The organism is Mucilaginibacter defluvii (assembly GCF_039543225.1).
Taxonomy (GTDB): Bacteria; Bacteroidota; Bacteroidia; order Sphingobacteriales; family Sphingobacteriaceae; genus Mucilaginibacter; species Mucilaginibacter defluvii.
This window is the reverse complement of the sequence record NZ_BAABJI010000002.1, coordinates 1,493,112-1,510,901: the sequence shown is the minus strand read 5'-3', so window position 1 is coordinate 1,510,901 and position 17,790 is coordinate 1,493,112. Positions and strand designations below refer to the sequence as shown.

The following is a 17,790-nucleotide window of genomic DNA, read 5'->3' as shown; positions in this document are numbered from 1 at the left end:
CTACCTGAGATTAGTTTTTACCTTAGGTGTTCAAAAGTGACTTAACGATCTGATAAGTAATCTGTTAAGTGAACTAAAACTCACAAAAACGAAAAAGCCGTGGGCACCTTTTGAACACCTGAAAGCGAAGCTGAAACAGGATGCAACTAATTCATTAACCATTTAAAATGTTATTGTATGAAAACATCGCAGTCATTCCGCATTTACTTTACGATCAAGAGTGATAAGGAGAAGGATGGCAAAGCACCACTATATGTAGTGGTTACTATCAACAAGGAAAAATGCTTTATTGCCTTAAAGCAAAAAATGGTTGATATCAGTATTTGGGATTTTGGAAAGGGTGCCGCCAAAGGCACTAAGAATGAAATTAAAGAGCTGAACGCCTATCTGGAAGAGGTTAGGCTTAAGTTAGGTAACTGCTATAAGGAGTTGCAATTAAAAGGGAAGCTGATCAATACCAGATCGATCAAAAGTCTTTTTCTCGGTGAAAAAGAAGAAGCATTTACGTTGAGCAGCCTCATGAGCTACCATAACGAAACGGCTACCACAGATTTAAAGTGGAGTACGCTTAAACATTATTATGTTACCCAGCGCTATTTAAAGAAATTTTTGGAACAACACTATAATGCTACTGATATATACCTACGTGAACTGAATTATAAGTTTGTGAAAGACTTTGAAGTCTTCTTGCGTAACCACAAACCGAAAGATCATCAAAAGCCGCTTAACAACAACGGCGTGATGAAACATATTATTCGGTTAAAAAAGATGACCAACCTGGCGTTAAATTTACATTGGATAGATGCGGATCCTTTTGCAACTTATAAACTTAAAATCCAAAAGGTCAATCGGGAGCAGCTATCAGAAGTCGAATTGAAAGCTATTGAAGAGAAGAAATTTGGTATTGAGCGATTAGAAATGGTGAGAGACATGTTCGTCTTTTGCTGTTATACCGGCCTATCATACGTTGACGTCAGTAACCTAGAGCCAGAACATATTGTGACTAATGCGGATGGCGACCGTTGGATTAGGACATGCAGAGAAAAGACGCTTATACCTGTGATAGTGCCGTTACTGCCTAAGGCGTTAGACATCCTTGATAAGTATAAAGACAATGAGCGCGCTTTATATGATGGGCGTGTGTTTCCGAAGATATCTAACCAAAAAGTAAATAGCTACCTGAAGGAAATTGCTGATCGCTGCGATATAATTAAAAACGTGACGTTTCATATTGCTAGACACACATTCGCGACTACTATAACATTATCCAATGGTGTACCTATTGAAACTGTGAGTAAGATTTTAGGTCATACCAAAATTACAACTACTCAGATTTATGCGAAAGTTGTAGAAAGGAAGCTCAAGGAAGATATAAATGCCTTGAAACAACGGCTAAATAAATAAACGCACATTTAGGTAATGTAAAAGAAAGCTTGATCATTTTTCAAGCTTTCTTTTTTACTGCCGGTGCTTTCACTGAATTAACCGGGATAAAATTAATAAGTGTTGCGGTGTCTTTACCATTATCGTTCCAAACGCACTCTTCCGAACCCCAATATAAAGCCAGGTACTTATCATCACTGTTATTATATTTTTTGAAACCGTTAGTTCCTTTTGTAGTGTAAACAACCACAGCCTGGTCTTTTGCTAACTGATATTCTGGAAATACATAGATGTGTCGGAACTCATTAGAAACCATTTCGTTTCCATCAAAGGTGCGGTCAACTAATGCAAATCCTTTGGTACTAATAGGCGCTGTCGCTTTTAACCAAACTTTTTCTTCTTCAACTGAACTACCGTTCAGGACCTTGTAATTTCTAAAGTAAATTTCTGTGCCATAAAATTATAATTGGTTATACAAATTTTAAAAATTGCTAAATTAATCGCGGGGTTACTGCTTAAAGTTTTACTATTAAATTACGACATCTACCGCTAACCAGGATGTTCACCACCTCCCAACCAATCGCCTGTAATGTGCCAAACCTCATAGTGGTATAACCAAAGTGATGTCCAGGGTATAATGGTCTCACTGATCAGATCGCTTGGCTTAAACTCTCCATAAATCGGTCGATAAAGGCATAACCGCTCTTTAGAATACAGATGTTCGGGCATTTCCCCTTTGAAATTTCGCTCAATTTTGGGATTTAGTAATATAATATCTGGGGAATCCCCTAATTGATAAATAATTTGAACAGTATAAATAATGCTTCTGGCGGTCGGTTGCAAATCGCCTACTGCTTTGAGCCTGTTCCTTGTAACACTCACGGCAAACCCAGGCCATTTGACATTTATTGCCTGGGCTTGCTGAGAAAGTGGTTTTGCTGTTAATGTGCAATTATTAAAATACATTAGTCGCCAAAAAAAGTATTCGTCTTAACAACTGCGCTTGCTACTGTACCGGCCTTAACAATGTTACCTGTGTCGCGACTAATACCCAAATTCTGGGATTTACGATAACTTTCAAGCAAGGTAGTTTGCTCACGCTGCGCATTGGTGAACAAATCATCGCCAAATAATCCTTTAAGTATACGGCTCTCGGTGATCACCCCATGTTGTTTTTTCAGCTCCTGCCACTCATTGTACAGGTGTACTACAAACGCTTTAAAGGCAGTATAATACTGCGGTTCAGCATCCCACTTATCGGTAAAGTCTTCTTGGGCGTTCACGGGGTTGAGTATTTTTAGCCGGGATGGCAGATAAGTTACATTATGGCGTATTTGATTTACTATATTTTCAACCGTATCAAAAATACTTTCTTCGCCATTGTAATATAAGCCGGCTATAGTTGTTAAAATGATACTTGAAGTTTTATAGGTATCATCATCCTGAAAGTAAATATCACGGTAACGCTTTATTAGTTGCACTGCTCGTTGCAGTGGTTTTTTATACTTAAAGTTATCAGCCGGTATATTTTCTGCTCTCAGCGCCTTTTCCAGTAAGCTAACCTTTACGGTATTTGCCCGATCAATAAACCACTTCGCATATCCCCGCGGGTTGCTGCTTACCCATCGGCCTAATTCATGGTCAGGAACACAAAGCCTGTTGTCATCCCAATCAAACTCCTGTATGCCAGGTAATATGTCCATGTGGAAATCACCGGAGTAGTTCAGGCGTATACAGCGTTTCTTTAATTCCATCATTCCCTTATACGTCTCATGTTCGCTCAGTCTGCGTTTCAGCTCCTGGTATATACGTTGAGGGGTGTGCGCGGTGTGATTAGTTTTGATGTGCAAGGCAATATCCAGGTCGAACTCGTCTTTACCGATAGGCTTTACAGTGGTAAGGATACGCACTGAACCATGTGGGTATAGTTCGTAGGCAAAAGGTTTAAAGAATTTTTCATCTTTCTCTATCCAAGATTTAATAGCTTCGTAATGCCCTTTCATCCTGTCATAACGGCTATCGCCGAGTTGCAATGATTCCGCCATTCTATCCAGAATGTCATCTATCTGCGCTTGTCTGTTGTTTAAATATATCATTTGGGTAGAATTTTGAATGTATGTGGTAATATGGTGCGGCCATCGTTGGTAGCACCTTTTCTAATTTCGTCTGGTGTAGCAAAAACGATTTGTTCGGTATGACTGATCAAATTGGCGATGGCTTTCTTTTGAGCATCGGTTTCAGGACGCAACTCATAGATCTCGGCATAACGAAATTCATCGATTGGGTAAACCGGCGATTTTAAAATACCTTCGGTGTGTTTGCAGATAAACACGTACTTCACATGTTTAAAAATATCTTCTTGCAACAAGCCCGGCTCAACCAGTTCCTCGTAGAACTCTCGCCATGGGTCCATTTCCCGATTTTTACGGCTTTCAAACCATTTTATAAAATCTATTAGGTTCTTACGCCTTTTAAGGCGTATTCGCAAATCGTGATCTGTTTTCTCATCACGCGGCACATGGTCGCAGGGTTCAACCCCCAGTTTATCAAATAACTCGCGGTTTTCTTCTTTAAAATATTTGAATGCGCCGCCTATTGGCTGATAGCCCACCCGATCATTTTTATGCCGCTTAATTAATACATACCTACCGTTCATTTCTATACGGAACAAATAAGCCACAGTAACACGTACTGGCTGATTGGCTTTAAATATTCTTGTCTTTAGCAGATTCCAATGCTTTTTATTCTCTATCAAAAACACAATCAGATCAATAGCCCCGCCTAAAACAAAACCCAAAGCGATCTTGAAAATGGTAGATTTAACATCGGTTGCTGTAATAAAAATGCAGGCTATAAAACCCGCGATACCTATAATAAAACTGATCTTACCTTTTAAATTCATATTCTCCTTTCTTTTTTTTACCTTCCCTTGTTTTTTTAAGCTCCTGATTATTTGCCCCTCTAATAAGTATATAACCGGAGGTTTAAAAAAGTCCCCCACTTGGGGGAAAACCTAACTAAGCCGGTTATTATCACTATGATTTTAGGACCTCACTATAGCAATAATCAAAGACGGTTTTCAACGTTAAAAGAAAACGATTGGAAAGTTGTCCTCAGAAAAAGCGCCAAACACATACGTATAAGATTAAAACAAAGGACCTTGAGCGGCGCCCATAGTGCTGGAAATCTAGGTACTAATCCGGTTGAACATTACCTGGAAATTGCCTATACCAAATTGCTGGGCGGTGAATGGGAATGGAAAGAAAAGTTTACATTACTAGAGCAGATGATCCGTTTGATCGATCATGAAATAAGTGCTGAAGTTGAAAAATATAAAACACCTAAATCAAAAGCGTTGAGAATCGAATATACCGATATCACAGATGATTTTTATATACCAGATACCACGCAGGTAACAGTAGATGAAGAAAAGACGTTTAAGGAGCAATGTGAGGCTTTGAAAAACGCGGCCGCTGGCGATACCGAATTAGAAATGATATATGAAGCGATCTGTGAGGGGATGAAACGAGCTGATATTGCCGAACTGCTGGGTAAAACACCTAAGCAGTTTGATAAACTGAAAGAGAAATTGGTTAATAAGGTAAAAAAATCACAACAATCCTGAAGCTATGCCGACCAATAAGCAAATTTTAAATAACCTATATGGGTTAATGCTGGAGATCAACTACCAGCAAGACGATCAGGATGTGTTGGCTGAATTAGAGGCTAAACCAGACTCGGTGGTTAACAACCACCTGCTAAAGATCAAACAATTAACAGCTAAATTAAAAGCCGATGCAAACCGTCAGCGTTATGCAGACGCTGTTAGCCAACTTCAACTTCTAAAACAAAAAGGCATTGAAGAATTTAGAAAACTGTTTAGTCCAAGCGATCAGACAAAGTTGGTGCCGATGTTCAATCGGTTTACCGAACTTTCCAAAAAAGATGAGCAGGAGATTTTAGAGGATCAGGAAATGCTACACTTTATGGAAATACTTAAAGATCGGGCAAACGAGGCTGATAGCAATAATGGTTAATCCTAGTACCAAAGCACTTCAGCTTCTTCATGAGATCGGTTGGTCGAAACCTGGCGATCTCTCCATGGAGGACATCGTTTTTTCGTTAAATGGTGTTCTGAAATATCAACCCCTATCCGGATCAGAGGGGCGTATATTGATCAAAGGTGATAATGCCATAATTACGATAAACTCTGAAATCAATTATGAACCAAGAAAAATTTGGGTGATTGCACATGAGATTGGTCATTTCTGCCTCCATAAAAATGTAGTCCCCTTATTTTCAGACACCGATAAAACACTATCTGATTGGTTTCAGAAAGGTCCGCAGGAGCAACAAGCTAATGACTTCGCGTCTGAATTATTAATGCCATCGCCGCTGTTTAAGCAGAAAGTTGCAGGTAAGAAACTTGATATTTCTCTCATACAGGATACTGCCCATTATTTTAACGTGTCATTGATTGCCACATTCTTGAAGTACCGTTTTTTGGGAGACTTCCCTGTAATGATTATTTTTATTGAAAATGGGATAATCAAATGGAAGCAGTATACACAAGGCTTTCCATTTGAGTTTATCGAGTATGAAAGCAAAGTGCCCGTTTATACGGTTGCCGGTGATTTATTTTATAACAAGACAAAAGAAGATAGACCCGAAAAAGTAGATGCCATAGAATGGTTTCCGGATGATTTTAACATCAAAACTAAAAGAACATGGCAACTTTGGGAGCAATGTTATCGTGTTTCTGACACTGGTATTGTTTCATGCTTGTGGACATTTTAATCTATCAACTCCCAATTATCTGTATCGTGATATTGCGACTTTCAAGTTGTACCCCGTCATTTCGTTGACATAGACTACCAGCCTGGCTTTTTAATGTTAAACTAGTCATGCCCATCACAAAGTTTATGAGTTGGACGAAAATAAAAATACCCTACCTCGTACATGAGGTGTGATAAATTTATTTTTCTGTTTTTCACATTTGCTGTTGCTAAATTTTAAGCTATGGCAAATCATAATGAAATCCAACATGACTTTCCTAAAGTAAACCGAGATCAGCTAATCACGGTTCAGGACTTGCTCGACTTCAAGCAACAGCTTATCGTTGACATTAAAAAGCTACTCAAAGAACAATCCGGGCAGCCCGGCCACCAGTGGCTGAAAGCTTTTGAGATTAAAAAAATGCTCCGGCTGTCCGAAAGTAAACTGCAATATCTCCGGGATAAAGGTCTAATCCCTTTCAAAAAACTGGGTGGTGTTACCTACTACAATTCTGAGGAAATTGAGAAGCTGATGGCTTCTGGTAAGTTGAACGATCAGATGAAAATGGCATGAAACGTAAGGCTAAACGCACCATTCCGGGACGGTCGAATGAGGTCGTGTTAGGGCGGGAAAAAGGAGCATCGACTTATGATGGTATGGGCACCTCGATGCCTCCTAATAAGGACGCAATACTGATCTATTTTGATCAAAAAGGTGAAGCCCAATTGGCGGATACGTTCTATGATGAACATGAAAATCGAGCCTGGAAAACACCAACCGGCGGCGCGATTCACAATTGGAAAGTTTGTGCTGCTGAATGGATTTACAACTATCGGCAAGAAGTGAAACGCAGGTTTCGGCAGTCCCCATTTTATAGTGAATCTATCTAAGTAATGATGCTAACCAAATCCGAATCGAGGATTTTGCATAAGGACGAGATTGCATTTTTGAGCAATCAGCAAGATAAACCGTTGTCGGACAACGGAATCTTGCCCTCCCTTCCGAAGTCAGTCCGGGGGCTCGTTAAAAATCCTCCGAAGTCGGATTTTTAGATGAGGTGAGTTATGGAAAATGAAAAAGAAAACAGGTTACGAAAGATCACCACAAGATTTAAACCTGGCGAATTTTTACTGATCGATAATCGTTTTAAAAAGACACGTTTCAGGAAGATGAGCGAGTACATTCGGTGCGTTTTATTGGAAAAGCCGATCACCGTAAACTACCGGGACAAGTCCATGGATGAGATGCTCGAAGAGCTTTCATTGCTGCGCCGGGAGCTCAATGCTATCGGTAATAATTTGAACCAGGCTGTTCGTCAGATCAACGCTGCACATGGCTCAGCAGACAATCGTTTGTGGTTATCGCTGATGTCCATCATCGGGACTAAAGTTGATCCCGCCATCGCCCAAATCAAAGACCGCATGCAAAATTTTTCAGAATTATGGTCGCAAAAATTAAAACCGGGCGAAGCATCCTCGGGGCAATAAATTACAACGAGCATAAGGTACGTTTAGGCAAGGCTGAATTAATCCTCTCACAAGGTTATTTGAAGGAGCCGTTTGACCTGTCTTTCAGCGATAAGGTGAACCGGTTGACTGATCTGACCAAACGGAATGAGCGCACTCAAGTCAACACCTTGCACGTGTCACTGAATTTTGCGGTGGGAGAAAATTTAGATAAATGGACCCTTCAGCAAATCGCCGACGAATACATGGAAGGTTTAGGGTTTGGCAAGCAACCTTACCTTGTCTATCAACATTACGATGCTGGTCATCCACACCTGCATTTAGTGTCAACTAACATAAAGCCGGATGGTGAACGGATCAGTTTTCACTTACTGGCAAATAAAGCCTCCGAGCAATCGAGAAAAAAAGTAGAGTTGAATTTTGGATTAGTCAAGGCAGAAGACCAAGGCAAACCACAACAAAACTTCAATTCTCTTTCCCTGGAACAAGTGACGTATGGAAAATCGGATACAAAGCGAGCAATTACTAACGTGGTTAATGAAGTATTGCGAACATATAAGTTTACCAGCATTCCCGAATTTAATGCGGTTCTGAATCGCTTCAACGTGACGGCTGACCGGGGTTCAAAAGAATCCCGGATGTATGAGAAAAACGGTTTGGTTTATTGGGCTTTGGATGGTAAAGGCGGAAAGATCGGCGTTCCCATTAAGGCGAGCAGTATTTACGGCAAACCGACTTTAAAGGCATTGGAAGGACGTTTCGCTTTAAATGAGGTGCTGCGCAAATCACTAAGAGAGCAACTTAAGCAAACAGTTGACGATCTGCTAAGCAAACCTATTGATAAAATAGAGTTTCAATTAAAGCTTAAGGCACAAAACATTGAAGCCATTTTTAGGCATAGTGAAGATGGCAGATTGTATGGGATAAGCTTCGTCGATCACAATGCTAAAGTTGTTTTTAACGGCAGTGATATAGGGAAGAACTATAGCGCAAACAGCCTTTCACAAATCTTCGCACAATCCGAAGCAAGCATTAAACCTGGCCATAGCGCTGACCTATCCGGCAGTAATCAATTACCTGATAATTCAGGAATAACGGGTAATAACAACTTCAACAATAGCAATTTAATCATCGAAGCCTTGTACCAGGAGGAAAAACAAGATATGGCGGCCATCGGCAGGCTACAGCAAAGAAAACGAAAGAAAAAACGCAGAGGGCATTCACTTTAAATTTTACAGTTATGCAAACAGGTGAAAACGAACAAGCATTAAGAAGGATCATTGATTTTACCCGGTTCATCAGCCTGGCAATTCTCATTCTTCATTTTTACATAACCTGCTATGCTGCATTTCAGCATTGGGGTTTGACCAAGCCGGTCGTCAACAGTATCTTACAGTCTGTCTCGAAGATGGCAGTATTTGAAAGCGTGTTATATGCAAAGTTGGCTGCGCTATGTGCGTTATTGATTTCCTTATTAGGCAGCAAGGGTAAGAAAGATGAAAAGATCAGACTTAAAACAATTGCTGCTTATGCGTTTACTGGCTTGCTGTTATACTTTGTCAGTTCAGCATTCCTCAAAGTTAATTATTCGTTATCAACCAGGGCTTTACTATATATCGGCATTACTTCGTTGGGATACTTATTGATGTTGTCAGGACTAAGTGCCTTGTTCAGAATGCTCAAATTGAAGCTGGCTGATGACATTTTTAATAAGGCTAACGAATCGTTCCCACAGGAAGAACGATACCTCGACAATGAGTATTCGATCAACTTGCCTGCTATCTACCACCTGAAAGGAAAGGCGCGTAAAAGCTGGATCAATATCATCAACCCCTTTCGCGGCACTTTGATTGGTGGTAGTCCGGGTTCGGGAAAATCCTACTTCGTCATCCGTCACATTATCACACAGCATATCCAAAAAGGTTTTGCCATGCTGATTTATGATTTTAAGTACGACGATCTGACCAGGATTGCCTATAACGCCTTGCTTCAACACGCTCACAAGTACAAGGTTAAACCGACTCAGTATGTGATCAACCTGGAACAGATCATGCACCGTGCCAATCCATTGGAGCCGGAAACCATGCTGGACATAACAGATGCGATTGATGCCAGCCGTACGATCATGTTAGGGTTAAACCGTGAGTGGATCAAAAAGCAAGGCGACTTCTTTGTAGAATCACCGATCAACTTCATCACAGCTATTATGTGGTTTTTAAGAAAGTACCAAGACGGCCGCTTTTGTACGTTGCCGCATGTCATCGAATTAGCCCAAGTCGATTACAAGGAACTCTTTGAAGTTTTGCTACAGGAACCTGAAATTGAAGTTTTAATCAATCCTTTTATTTCTGCTTGGCAAAATGAGGCGTATGAGCAGTTGGAAGGTCAGGTAGCAAGTGCTAAGATCAGTTTGGCGAGGCTGTCTTCACCTCAACTTTATTATGTGTTAAGTGGCAATGATTTTTCATTAGACATCAATAATCCTGATGAACCGAAGATCGTCTGCCTTGCCAATAATCCGCAAAAGTCACAGGTCAACGGCGCTGTCCTGTCCTTGTATATCAACCGCATTAACAAGCTGGTCAACCAAAAGAACCGCCAAAAATGCAGCCTGATCTTTGATGAGTTTCCAACTATCTACTTTAACGGCATTGACAATCTCATTGCTACAGCAAGGTCAAATAAGGTTGCCGTGACACTGGCGGTTCAGGACTATAGCCAGCTTAAAAAGGATTATGGACGAGACCAGGCAGAGGTTATTATGAACATTGTAGGTAATATCATTTGCGGGCAGGTAACCGGCGATACAGCCAAACAGTTGTCAGAGCGCTTTGGCAAGATCAACCAGCAGAAGGAAAGTGTATCGATCAATAGCCAGGACACTTCGGTGAGCCGTTCTACTCAACTCGACTTTGCGATACCCGCTTCGAAAATTGCAGGACTATCTTCGGGTGAATTTGTGGGTATGGTTGCTGACGACCCTACCAATAAGATCAGCTTGAAAGTATTTCATAACGAGATACAAAACGACCACGATGCTTTGAAGCGAGAGGAATTGGCTTACCAGCCTATACCATCGGTAAGAAATGTTGACCATGGAGACGTGTTAATGGTATATCAGCAAATAAAGGATGACATCAGAGATTTGGTTGATGGTGTACTTTCTAAAATATGTTGAAATATGTAAAAATATTGCTTAATATTTATCATGCTCAATAATACAACGTATCCGTTGTGATAATTCCAGCGCTATTAGTATTCTTTTATACTTCCGATGAAAAAGGAAGTACTATTAAAGAATCTGGGAGAAAAAATACGTGCAATTCGTAAGGAAGCGGGCGTTTCTCAGGCACAGCTTGCCCATTCCATCGGAAAGGATCAGCAATCGATTCAGCGTCTGGAAGCCGGAAATATAAACCCGTCCTATGTGTATCTACAGGAGATTGCAGAAGGATTAAATGTTACCCTCATAGACATACTGACAAAGAACTTGTCTGATAAAACCTGATTAACAACTGTTTTTGATTATAAAGAAATTTTAGGCCTCGGCGCCAGTTCTGGACGCACCCCTAAATTTCCTGAAGGATCAGCATTTTTTAGCATTTACTAAACCTAATATTAGCCTTATCATGAGAACTATCACCGAGCGCTTCTACAGCGCGCTTGAAAACCAATTAAACGAAATCTCTACTAACGGAGAACCTTTAGCTGAACAATACAAAGCCTCGATCCTGCTTTGCAAAAAAGCGATGGCCAAGTTAAAGAACTACATTTCCACTTATTCATTCGAGAGCGTCGAAGATGAGATTCACTTCTTTAAGGAAGTAAAACCACAATTTTACAGCAAATACATCTACTTCATCAACGTCTATAATTACTTGATGAAAAGGCCGACCGGTGCCGAAGATCACTTGAAAGATTACATTAATTCTGAACTGGCTGATCTCAAACGTTACTTTGACCATAACGCCGCCTTCTATCAATATTATCGCTCAGGTTCTACGCAGATGGATGAAGTTTATTTTACGCGCGGCGGATTTGATGTACATGTAGAACTGGAAAAATTTGAAGAAGACGAAGTGTATTCAACCAGTCACGACTACAAGCTTTCCAACATTATCGCCAACGAAAAATACCAGGATTTTTTGAATATCGAACTGCAAAAGCTCAATAATCATGATGAGCGTCCGCCTGAAATGAGCCTTGAATTGCCCCTTACCTGGACATTTTCGAAGACCGATCTGATTGAGCTGATTTACGCGCTGGTTGCTGCTGGGGTATTTAATAATGGCAATGCGGAGATCAAAACGGTTGTTAGCTTTTTTCAAACGGTTTTTCATATTGAACTTGGCCAGTACTATCACAAGTACACCGATATGACGCGGAGAAAAAAGGATCGTACGATATTACTTGATAAGTTAAAGCTTGCCTTACTCCGTAAAATGGATCAAAAACTCGATGAAGAAGGCTCTATTCAACAAAAGCTAAAATTATAGCCGTTTTTAACAGGCTGGTTTTCAAATTGTTACAAAAAATTTATCCTACCTTGTACATGAGGTGTGATAAAATTTTTTTGGATACGCCAACCTTTGCTTTCGAGATCGCTGCATGGTGCAGATGGTCTTTAAAATCAAAGTGTTATGTTGTCATCCATCTCCTGGCAGCAGTATTTTGCAGCCATCGCTATCATAAGCGCATCTTACTACCTGTATGTGATCCTTCGCTACTATCAACGCGAGGTTACCAATCTTTTTATAGCTAAGCACCCAGGTCAGGCACTTGCCCCAACTAGCAACCTATCATCTTTTGCAGTGATGGGTCAGGCTAAGCAAGATCAAAGCATCACCGTCGTAGCCGATGAAGAATTACAATTTGCGGAAGCCGACATCGACGAAAACTCAAAGGAACCGTTTACTGAAGCAACAGCAGCAAAGCCCGGTGAATTACTGCCGCAAGCGCAACTGCTTAACGAGACGGACAAACTCATTGATGCTTTTACAGACGTTGACAGTAAATCAGAATTTATTTCATTGCTTAACATTCTGCTTACCTCCTATAAACCATATGAGCTGCAAATAAACTATCTACAGGTAACTGAGCACATATTGAATGAATCGCACAGAAAACTGCCTTTCGACTTGGCAAGCAATGATCTGCCTGCCTGGACGAGTAACACTTTTTAAACCCTTTAAAATGAATGATCATGAAAACACAGCAAGTAAAAAGAAGTTACGATCTGAGGCCTCTGTTAAAGAAAGCCTTTGGCACATTGACAATTATCCTTTTTGCCTCCACCTTGTACGCACAGGATGGTAATGCGGGCATTCAGGAGGCAACCACGCAAGTCAAAAGTTATTTTACCACCGGCACCACACTGATGTATGCCATTGGTGCTTTAGTCGGCTTAGTAGGTGCAATAAAAGTTTATAAAAAGTGGAACGACGGTGAGCATGACACCGGGAAGGTGGCATCCAGCTGGTTCGGTAGCTGCATTTTTCTGGTAGTAGTTGCTACTGTCCTCAAATCATTTTTCGGCGTTTAAAAGCATCATTATGGCACTGTATCAGATCAATAAAGGTATCAATAAGCCTATTGAATTTAAAGGACTAAAGGCGCAGTATATTGGCTACCTGGCGGCAGGCCTCGTGATTTTGCTCATTGGCTTTGCAGTAATGTACCTGGTTAGCATTCCGGTGACCATGTGCCTGATCATCATAGGTGCATTGGGAAGCTTGCTCTTTTACCAGGTCTTTAAACTCAGTCACAAATACGGACAATATGGCCTGATGAAGAGATCAGCTAAGCGATACCTGCCGCGTTATCTGCAATTCAAAACACGAAATGTATTCCTTCAATTAAAAAGAAGATCATGAAATCACACAGCAAAGCAGAACAGGTATTTCCTGTATATAAGGTGGAGCATGATTGTATGCTTTCAGCGCAGGGTGACCTGACCATTGGTTATGAAGTTTACCTGCCGGAAATTTTCACTATGTCCAATGACGAATACCACAGCTTTCATGAAGCCTGGATCAAAGCGTTAAAACTCTTGCCCAAAAATACTATCTTCCATAAGCAGGACTGGTTTTTAAGAGAGCAGTATAAGGCCATGTTTCAGGAGAATGGAGAAACGCAGGTAAAAACTTTCCTTTCGCATTCCAGTGAAAAGCACTTTCATGAGCGCCCATACTTGCATCATCATTGCCACATATTTCTGACCAAGAAGCCGGAAAAATTCAAACAGTATTCGAGCGCAGTAAGTACATTGATGCGCAAGCGAATCGTTCCTTCTCAAACCACATCTGAAGAGCTGTTTCGGGACTTTTTAGATAATGCTGGGCAGTTCGTCAAAGTTCTGGAAGACAGCGGATTGATTGCTTTGCGGCGTATCGATGACGACGGACTGGCCGGCACGCCTAAGACAGCCGGAATACTGGAACAGTATTGCTTTCTGCTCAACAAGAACAGCAACACTTTATTGAAGGATATTCACATCCAGGACGAGATCCGCATTGGTAATGATCATTGCCAGCTTTTTACATTAAGTGATGCAGAAGACCTGCCGCCACTTTGTGGCCCGAGGATTACATTCGATAAGTATAGCACAGACAAAACTAAATTCAGCACAGGATTCGCTTCGCCTGTTGGCACTTTATTAAGATGCAATCACGTGTACAACCAGTACATATTCATTGAGGACAGCCAGCAAACTTTAAAGAAGCTGGAAGCCAAAAAACTCCGCTTACAATCGTTATCTGCTTATTCTCGGGAAAATGCGATCAGCCGCGATGCTACCCACGAATTTTTGAATGAAGCAATTAGTCAGCAGCGGCTGCCGGTTAAAGCACACTTCAATGTGATGGCCTGGACAAGCGACCGCGCCGAACTCAAAGACCTGAAAAATAAAGTAAGTTCAGCTTTAGCTCAAATGGATGCGCAGCCTAAACAGGAAACTGACGGAGCGCCGCAAATATGGTGGTCAGGATTACCAGGTAATGAAGCTACATTCCCGATGAATGATACCTTTGATACCTTTGTTGAACAGGCGACTTGCTTTTTGAATCTCGAAACAAACTACCAGTCGAGCTTGAGTGCCTGCGGGCTCAGGCTGGGTGATCGTTTGTCAGGAAAACCTGTCCATGTGGACATCAGTGATGAACCGATGGAGAAGGGCATAACGACTAACCGGAATAAATTTATTTTAGGGCCTTCCGGCAGCGGTAAGTCCTTTTTCACCAATCATCTTTTACGAAGCTACTTTGAACAGGGCGCTCACATTGTATTGGTCGATGTCGGACATAGTTACCAGGGACTTTGTGAGTTCGTTGGAGGCTATTACTTTACTTATTCAGAAGACAATCCGATTAGCTTCAATCCCTTTTATATCGCTCAAGGAGACTACCTGGATACGGAAAAAAAGGAAAGCATTAAAGCCATGATCCTGGCATTGTGGAAGAAGGAAGATGAAGGGGTACAACGTTCAGAATACATTGCTATTTCCGATGCTTTGTACCACTATTATGAAAAGCTTAAGGTAAACCCTGATATTTTTCCTTGCTTCGATAGCTTCTATGATTTTCTTGCTGGAGAGTTTTATGAGACCATGAAACAATCAAAAGTCAAAGATGAGCGTTTTGATATTGATAACATGCTGTTCGTATTAAAGCCATATTACAAAGGTGGTGAGTACGCTTACCTGTTAAATGCAAGGGAAAACCTCGACTTATTGCACCGTCGTTTCATTGTTTTCGAATTAGATAATATCAAAGATCATCCCATTCTTTTTCCGGTAGTCACACTGATCATCATGGAAACCTTTGTGTCCAAAATGCGCAAACTGAGCAAGGCTACCCGGAAGATGATCCTGATCGAGGAAGCCTGGAAAGCCATTGCGCGTGAAGGCATGGCAGAGTACATCAAATACTTATTTAAAACGGTCCGTAAATATTTTGGCGAAGCCTTGGTGGTTACCCAGGATATTGAAGATATTATCAGTTCTCCGGTGGTTAAGCAGGCTATCATCAATAACAGCGACTGTAAAATTTTGCTTGATCAGCGCAAGTATCAGAATGACTTTCCGAAAATCCAGCAGCTTTTAGGCATCACGGATAAGGAAACGGCACTGATCATGAGCATGAATCGGAACAACGATGAAAAGCTGAAATACAAGGAGGTATTCATCAGCCTAAACGGACAATTATCAAAAGTCTACCGGACAGAGGTAAGCCGAGAGGAATACTGGACTTATACGACGGAATCAGCTGAAAAAGCTCGTGTCCAGGAATATGCTAAAAAGTATGGAAGTATTCAGCGAGGCATTGCGGCTATTGTTCAGGAAGAATTAGAAAAAGCAGCTTAATTAAATTATATCATTATGAAAGCATTAATTGTGTGCATCTGTATCCTCAGTTTTTACATATTGGGGTGTAACAGTAATCATCCCGAACATGATATTTCTGGTGTATATGTAAATAAATCTCAAAGTGAATACAGTATTGCGTTTGATACTCTTATTATATCAAAGAAAGCAGCCACTAACTACGAGGTTGAACGTAAAACCGGTTTCCAAAAAATAAGAAACGGCTCAACTATGTCAAAGGAATTCCAATCTGAAAAGTGGCCTGCTCAATTTGACCAGGAGAAAATGCTTTTATCAGAAACAGAGTTAGGCCGACAAATCTCTGTCGAACAGGATGGTAAGTCTATAAATCTTAAGAGAACATCATACTCGAAAATTAAGTAAAAGACAATTTTCGTGATACAGATTAAACTCTCAAAATGAGGGTAAGGGGGACTTTTTATGAAAAATTTTAAGGTAAGACCAGCGATATTGATCGCCCTGATAATGTTATTGTTCACAGCCCCAAAAGCTAATGCGCAGTTTGTGGTAGCAGAAGTGATCAAGCTTACTGTTAAAAAAGTGATCAAGGCCATTGACCTTAAAGTGCAGCGGATGCAGAACAAGACCATTTGGTTGCAGAATGCACAGAAAGTGTTAGAAAACGAGCTATCTAAAGTTAAACTTACGGAGATATCCGGCTGGACAGAAAACCAAAAGCAATTGTACAGCGGCTACTATACAGAGTTATGGAAGGTCAAATCCACCATTGCTTATTACCAGCGGATCAAAGATGTTACTTTGAAACAGGCCGCTTTGGTCGGTCAGTACAAGCGGGCTTGGGGACTGTTTCAAAAAGACAACCACTTCAGTCCGGAAGAGATCAATTACATGCAGAAGGTTTACAGCGGGATCTTAGACGCCAGCGTTCAGAACCTTGACCAGATCTTATTGGTTATCAATAGCTTCAAAACACAAATGTCCGATGCTGAACGGCTGGAACTCATTAATCATGCAAGCGACCAGTTGGATATAAATTACAACGACTTGCAGCAATTCAACAATCAAAACGTTCGGATCTGTTTACAACGAAGCCGTGACTTTGCAGATACGAAATCAATCAAGGAGTTGTATGGAATCAATTAACCAGTTAAAGCGCCGGGCTGATGATATCAGCCGGAAGAGCAAGGCATTGTTAGCCTATGCGCTGGTGACCGCCGCCGCTTCTTTATGGGTTTCACAAGCACATGCGCAGACCTTTGCTGAATGGTTTTCCCAAAAGAAAACTCAAAAGAAATACCTGCTTCAGCAAATAGCAGCTTTACAGGTTTACTCCGGCTATTTGAAGCAAGGTTACAAAATTGCTAACGGAGGTTTAGGTTATATCACCGGGTCATTAGAAGAAGAGTTCAGTTTGCACACGTCCTACTACATTAAGTTAAAATCCGTCAATGCAGTAGTAAAGAATCACCCGCAGGTAAATGATATTCTAACGTGGCAAAGAGATATTCTAAGATCAGTGAACGGTCTCGATCAGGTAACCTACCTGTCAACGAAGGAAAAGCATTACGTAGGTAGAGTCAAACAAGCGTTGCTTGCGGACTGCGATGAACAGATCACCGCGCTGCAAATTCTTCTTACAAACGGTAAACTGACCATGACTGATGATGAACGCATTAAACGATTGAACAGCATTCACCTGGCGATGCAGAGCAATTACCGGTTTATTGCCGACTTCGCAGGCAAGGTCAAGGTTTATGGACTTCAGAAGCAGCAAGAAAACACCAATCTGGAAACCAGCAAATACATATTTGGTATTCGATAACA

At 41.0% G+C, this 17,790-nt stretch carries 22 protein-coding genes; 18 read left to right on the top strand and 4 right to left on the bottom strand.

The features are described from left to right. Nucleotides 1–177: 177 nt before the first annotated feature. Nucleotides 178–1,404 carry a site-specific integrase gene (locus ABD960_RS12850; protein ID WP_345331561.1) on the top strand — a complete coding sequence of 409 codons (1,227 nt, stop codon included), beginning with the start codon at nucleotides 178–180 and terminating at the stop codon, nucleotides 1,402–1,404. Between the two features lie 40 nt (nucleotides 1,405–1,444). Here the strand turns inward: ABD960_RS12850 and ABD960_RS12845 are convergent, their stop codons facing one another. The 4 genes from ABD960_RS12845 to ABD960_RS12830 all read right to left on the bottom strand — a co-directional run bounded on the left by ABD960_RS12845 (nucleotide 1,445) and on the right by ABD960_RS12830 (nucleotide 4,285). Further along, on the bottom strand, nucleotides 1,445–1,699 hold the full coding sequence (locus tag ABD960_RS12845) for a hypothetical protein (protein ID WP_345331560.1): 255 nt from the start codon (nucleotides 1,697–1,699) through the stop codon (nucleotides 1,445–1,447). A gap of 233 nt (nucleotides 1,700–1,932) precedes the next feature. After that, nucleotides 1,933–2,349: a type II CBASS E2 protein gene (locus tag ABD960_RS12840; protein WP_345331559.1), complete on the bottom strand. Its 417-nt coding sequence runs from the start codon at nucleotides 2,347–2,349 to the stop codon at nucleotides 1,933–1,935. Next, the gene (locus ABD960_RS12835; RefSeq protein ID WP_345331558.1) at nucleotides 2,349–3,479 is read right to left on the bottom strand and encodes a nucleotidyltransferase domain-containing protein; all 1,131 of its coding nucleotides are present in this window, start codon (nucleotides 3,477–3,479) and stop codon (nucleotides 2,349–2,351) included. Before ABD960_RS12835 ends, ABD960_RS12840 begins: the two co-directional genes overlap by 1 nt. Continuing rightward, nucleotides 3,476–4,285, bottom strand: a complete 810-nt coding sequence (locus ABD960_RS12830) for an SMODS-associated NUDIX domain-containing protein (RefSeq protein ID WP_345331557.1) — start codon at nucleotides 4,283–4,285, stop codon at nucleotides 3,476–3,478. The genes ABD960_RS12835 and ABD960_RS12830 overlap by 4 nt, the downstream gene beginning before the upstream one ends. A 135-nt stretch (nucleotides 4,286–4,420) precedes the next feature. On the opposite strand from ABD960_RS12830, the gene ABD960_RS12825 reads away from it, so the two are divergent. From ABD960_RS12825 to ABD960_RS12745, 17 genes are all read left to right on the top strand, one after another. Further along, on the top strand, nucleotides 4,421–5,008 hold the full coding sequence (locus ABD960_RS12825) for a hypothetical protein (RefSeq protein ID WP_345331556.1): 588 nt from the start codon (nucleotides 4,421–4,423) through the stop codon (nucleotides 5,006–5,008). Nucleotides 5,009–5,012: 4 nt separating this feature from the next. Then, a complete protein-coding gene (locus ABD960_RS12820) occupies nucleotides 5,013–5,420 on the top strand; it encodes a hypothetical protein (RefSeq protein WP_345331555.1) in 408 nt (135 codons plus the stop codon). Then, nucleotides 5,413–6,180 carry an ImmA/IrrE family metallo-endopeptidase gene (locus ABD960_RS12815; protein ID WP_345331554.1) on the top strand — a complete coding sequence of 256 codons (768 nt, stop codon included), beginning with the start codon at nucleotides 5,413–5,415 and terminating at the stop codon, nucleotides 6,178–6,180. The genes ABD960_RS12820 and ABD960_RS12815 overlap by 8 nt, the downstream gene beginning before the upstream one ends. A gap of 222 nt (nucleotides 6,181–6,402) precedes the next feature. Next, nucleotides 6,403–6,732 carry a helix-turn-helix domain-containing protein gene (locus ABD960_RS12810; RefSeq protein ID WP_345331553.1) on the top strand — a complete coding sequence of 110 codons (330 nt, stop codon included), beginning with the start codon at nucleotides 6,403–6,405 and terminating at the stop codon, nucleotides 6,730–6,732. Next, nucleotides 6,729–7,049 (top strand): hypothetical protein, encoded by a 321-nt coding sequence (locus tag ABD960_RS12805; RefSeq protein ID WP_345331552.1) that lies wholly within the window; start codon nucleotides 6,729–6,731, stop codon nucleotides 7,047–7,049. Before ABD960_RS12810 ends, ABD960_RS12805 begins: the two co-directional genes overlap by 4 nt. Before the next feature lie 174 nt (nucleotides 7,050–7,223). Beyond that, on the top strand, nucleotides 7,224–7,646 hold the full coding sequence (locus ABD960_RS12800) for a plasmid mobilization protein (protein ID WP_345331551.1): 423 nt from the start codon (nucleotides 7,224–7,226) through the stop codon (nucleotides 7,644–7,646). Beyond that, nucleotides 7,601–8,854: a relaxase/mobilization nuclease domain-containing protein gene (locus ABD960_RS12795; protein WP_345331550.1), complete on the top strand. Its 1,254-nt coding sequence runs from the start codon at nucleotides 7,601–7,603 to the stop codon at nucleotides 8,852–8,854. The genes ABD960_RS12800 and ABD960_RS12795 overlap by 46 nt, the downstream gene beginning before the upstream one ends. 11 nt (nucleotides 8,855–8,865) lie before the next feature. Further along, entirely contained in the window at nucleotides 8,866–10,803 is a 1,938-nt protein-coding gene (gene mobC, locus ABD960_RS12790) for a conjugal transfer protein MobC (protein WP_345331549.1), read from the top strand. Between the two features lie 96 nt (nucleotides 10,804–10,899). Then, on the top strand, nucleotides 10,900–11,133 hold the full coding sequence (locus ABD960_RS12785) for a helix-turn-helix domain-containing protein (protein WP_345331548.1): 234 nt from the start codon (nucleotides 10,900–10,902) through the stop codon (nucleotides 11,131–11,133). Between the two features lie 121 nt (nucleotides 11,134–11,254). Continuing rightward, entirely contained in the window at nucleotides 11,255–12,121 is an 867-nt protein-coding gene (locus tag ABD960_RS12780; protein WP_345331547.1) for an RteC domain-containing protein, read from the top strand. 144 nt (nucleotides 12,122–12,265) lie between these two features. Further along, the gene (locus tag ABD960_RS12775; RefSeq protein WP_345331546.1) at nucleotides 12,266–12,808 is read left to right on the top strand and encodes a hypothetical protein; all 543 of its coding nucleotides are present in this window, start codon (nucleotides 12,266–12,268) and stop codon (nucleotides 12,806–12,808) included. 20 nt (nucleotides 12,809–12,828) lie between these two features. After that, the gene (locus ABD960_RS12770) at nucleotides 12,829–13,167 is read left to right on the top strand and encodes a DUF4134 domain-containing protein (protein WP_345331545.1); all 339 of its coding nucleotides are present in this window, start codon (nucleotides 12,829–12,831) and stop codon (nucleotides 13,165–13,167) included. A 10-nt stretch (nucleotides 13,168–13,177) separates the two neighbouring features. Further along, nucleotides 13,178–13,498 (top strand): DUF4133 domain-containing protein, encoded by a 321-nt coding sequence (locus ABD960_RS12765; RefSeq protein WP_345331544.1) that lies wholly within the window; start codon nucleotides 13,178–13,180, stop codon nucleotides 13,496–13,498. Beyond that, on the top strand, nucleotides 13,495–15,984 hold the full coding sequence (locus ABD960_RS12760) for a TraG family conjugative transposon ATPase (protein WP_345331543.1): 2,490 nt from the start codon (nucleotides 13,495–13,497) through the stop codon (nucleotides 15,982–15,984). Before ABD960_RS12765 ends, ABD960_RS12760 begins: the two co-directional genes overlap by 4 nt. Nucleotides 15,985–15,999: 15 nt before the next feature. Beyond that, nucleotides 16,000–16,368, top strand: a complete 369-nt coding sequence (locus ABD960_RS12755; RefSeq protein ID WP_345331542.1) for a hypothetical protein — start codon at nucleotides 16,000–16,002, stop codon at nucleotides 16,366–16,368. A gap of 57 nt (nucleotides 16,369–16,425) precedes the next feature. Further along, a complete protein-coding gene (locus ABD960_RS12750) occupies nucleotides 16,426–17,109 on the top strand; it encodes a conjugal transfer protein TraI (RefSeq protein WP_345331541.1) in 684 nt (227 codons plus the stop codon). Continuing rightward, on the top strand, nucleotides 17,096–17,788 hold the full coding sequence (locus ABD960_RS12745; RefSeq protein WP_345331540.1) for a hypothetical protein: 693 nt from the start codon (nucleotides 17,096–17,098) through the stop codon (nucleotides 17,786–17,788). The genes ABD960_RS12750 and ABD960_RS12745 overlap by 14 nt, the downstream gene beginning before the upstream one ends. Nucleotides 17,789–17,790 lie beyond the last annotated feature (2 nt).